The 2536-nt window shown below is 60.9% G+C and carries 3 protein-coding genes and 1 pseudogene; all 4 read right to left on the reverse strand.

The window, feature by feature from the left end:
* Nucleotides 1–197, reverse strand: a pseudogene (locus ACFFAR_RS30645) (glycine betaine/L-proline ABC transporter ATP-binding protein); the annotation flags it as partial.
* Nucleotides 194–550, reverse strand: coding sequence for an NIPSNAP family protein (locus ACFFAR_RS30650; protein WP_174365453.1), 357 nt, complete (start codon nt 548–550; stop codon nt 194–196). The gene ACFFAR_RS30650 and the pseudogene ACFFAR_RS30645, both read right to left, overlap by 4 nt.
* Complete coding sequence (locus ACFFAR_RS30655; protein WP_375509161.1) at nt 547–1371, reverse strand: alpha/beta fold hydrolase; 825 nt, start codon at nt 1369–1371, stop codon at nt 547–549. Before ACFFAR_RS30655 ends, ACFFAR_RS30650 begins: the two co-directional genes overlap by 4 nt.
* 3 nt (nt 1372–1374) lie before the next feature.
* Nucleotides 1375–2475, reverse strand: coding sequence for an LLM class flavin-dependent oxidoreductase (locus ACFFAR_RS30660; protein WP_174365451.1), 1101 nt, complete (start codon nt 2473–2475; stop codon nt 1375–1377).
* Nucleotides 2476–2536: the final 61 nt, after the last annotated feature.

Consider the following 2536-nt stretch of genomic DNA (forward strand, 5'->3'; position numbering starts at 1 on the left):
CCCGAGCCGGACAAGCCCATGATCATGTACATTGCGCCGGACGGAATGGAGAGCGAAACGTCGTCGAGCCCGACCACGTGACCCAGCGTTTCCTGCACTTCGGACTTGCTCTTGCCGGCCTTGAGCATTGCCAGCGCTTTATCGGGCTTGTCCGTGAACACCTTGTACAAGTGCTCGATCTTCAAGCGCTCAGTCATAGCATCTTCTCCTCTGAAGAGCCGGCGGAAACGGGCAGATGCCGCAACGGTGAAAAGTCGGTCGGCACGAGAATCCTGTTTTCCGCCTGCTCGATGTTCTCTGACAGCCTCGGCAGGAATTCCTGCCATCTGGGGTCGCTGGCGAGTCGCTGACGGCGGCGTGCACGGTCGTTGAGATCGGAATAAGCCCACATGTGAATGACCTGGCTGAGCGGTCCTATATCGGTGGTGAAGTAGCCGATCAAGTTGCCCAGGATGGGCTGCTGGATCGCAAGACCTTCGTCACGCACGAGCTGGAGGTATCGGCCCATTCGGCCGTTCCTGATCCGGTAGATTCGCTCTTCGACAATCATTGCCGCGCCTCCCGATCATCGCTCGCCAGAAAACGGCGCATCAGTGCGGCAACCACCTCTGGTGCTTCGATCAGGATCGAATGCCGCAAGCCAGGCAGGATTTCGAGTTGCGAGTTCGGAATGCGCTGATGCATGTACTGCGCCATACGCGGATTCGAGCCCTGATCTTCTTCGCCGGTCGCAATCAATGTCGGCACACCGATCTGATCGATGAAACCGCCGAAATCCGTCTGCGCCAGCACGCGGTAAGCCGCGGCATAACAATCGGGATCGTTCTCGGCGTTACGCTGCCGCAAGCGTGCGACAAGCTCCGGGTTGCGCTGCTGGAAGCCTTCGGTGAGCCAGCGCGAAAGCGAGGCGTCGTAATGCGAACCACGGTCGCCGGATTGCAGCGCGGCAAGGCGCGCGGCGACCCGTTCACGTTCTTGCGGAGTACGCCCCGATACCGTCGATAACAACACGAGTTTCTTCAGCCGCTCCGGGTGCGTGAGCGCCACGCGCTGCGCAATCAGGCCACCGAGCGAGAAACCCGCGAGATCGAATTGATCGAAGCCGACGTGATCGGCGAGCGCGAGGACATCGCCCACGAAGTCATCGATTTCATAACGCCCTTTCACCAGCGTCGAACGTCCATGCCCGCGCAGATCGAGCGTGAGGATGCGGAACGTGTCCCGCAGCCTGGCAACAATACCTTCCCACGCTTCAAGGTTCGAACCCACGCCGTGGATGCAGACCAGCGCGTGCGAACCCTCGCCTTCGAGCCGGTAATTCAGCGCGATGCCGCGGCCATCGAACGTTGTTGAAATACTCGCGTCGGCCATGGTTCAGGCTCCCGCCGCCGCAACCGCGATCGTTGGCTCGCGTTGCAATTCGCGCTGACGTTCGCGTGCGGCAAAATGCGGCATGACTTCATCAATGAAAAGACGCAGCGTCTTTTTCTGCAGCTCGAACGGCAAGTTGAACGAGAGGCCGAGACAGAACTGGTCGACGCCCTGGTCTTCGTAGATCTGCAGCTTGCGGATCACTTCGTCCGGGGTGCCGAACATCAGGTTGTCGCGAATATTCGCCGGATCGTAGTTCGCGCGGTTCGACACCGTTTCGTAGGGAACGGGCTCGGGAAAACCATCGGTGACGGTGCCAATGTTCTGCATCAGATTCTCGAACGTGCGGCCGAAATCCACGCTATGCCGCACAGCGGTTTGCCAGTCATCCGGACGATCGTAGACGCATGTGCGCCGCAACATCATGAAACGCGGACGCGGACGTTCGGGGTGGTCGGCGACCGCCTTGCGGAATTTCTCGCCGAGCACGGCGACTTCCGCGGGCGGCGCGGACAACGGAGTCGACAAGATGTTCGCGCCAACGCTAACAGCCCAGTCGAAGCTGCCCGGATCGCGCGTCGCGACCCAGACTGGCGGATGCGGTTGTTGCAGTGGCTTCGGCACCGATGTCGCCAGCGGGAACTTCCAGTAGTGGCCATCGTGCGCGTAGTCGCCGGCCCAGAGCTTCTGCACGGCCGGCACGATCTCCTTCAGATAAGCCACGCCCTCCTGCTGTGGAATGCCGCCGGCCATGCGATCGAATTCGTACTGATACGCGCCGCGCGCAATCCCGAACTCAAGCCGGCCGCCGGTCAGGTGATCGCACATGGCGGCTTCGCCAGCGAGGCGGATCGGTGACCAGTACGGCGCGACCAGCGTCGCCGTGCCGAGCCGGATGCGCTGCGTGTGCTGCGACAACCACGTGAGGATCGAAAACGGATTCGGTGAGATCGTGCATTCAATGGTGTGATGCTCGGCGGTCCAGAGCGTCTCGAAGCCGCCTTCATCGGCGATACGGGCAAGCGTCAGCATGTTGGACATGGCCGTGGACATGGAGTCTTCCGGCGAAAAACGCTCCATGCTCAGTGAGATGGCAAATTTCATGATGGGTCTCTTTTGGAATTTTTTGAGGCTCAGCGGCGCGCGCTCAGCGGCACGCGCTCAG

The sequence above is a fragment of the uncultured Caballeronia sp. genome, assembly GCF_964243625.1.
In the GTDB taxonomy this organism is placed as follows: Bacteria; Pseudomonadota; Gammaproteobacteria; order Burkholderiales; family Burkholderiaceae; genus Caballeronia.

Coding starts and splice junctions, on each gene's coding strand:
- ACFFAR_RS30650 (WP_174365453.1), bottom strand. CDS start 550: ATGATTGTCGAAGAGCGAATCTACCGGATCAGGAACGGCCGAATGGGC.
- ACFFAR_RS30655 (WP_375509161.1), bottom strand. CDS start 1,371: ATGGCCGACGCGAGTATTTCAACAACGTTCGATGGCCGCGGCATCGCG.
- ACFFAR_RS30660 (WP_174365451.1), bottom strand. CDS start 2,475: ATGAAATTTGCCATCTCACTGAGCATGGAGCGTTTTTCGCCGGAAGAC.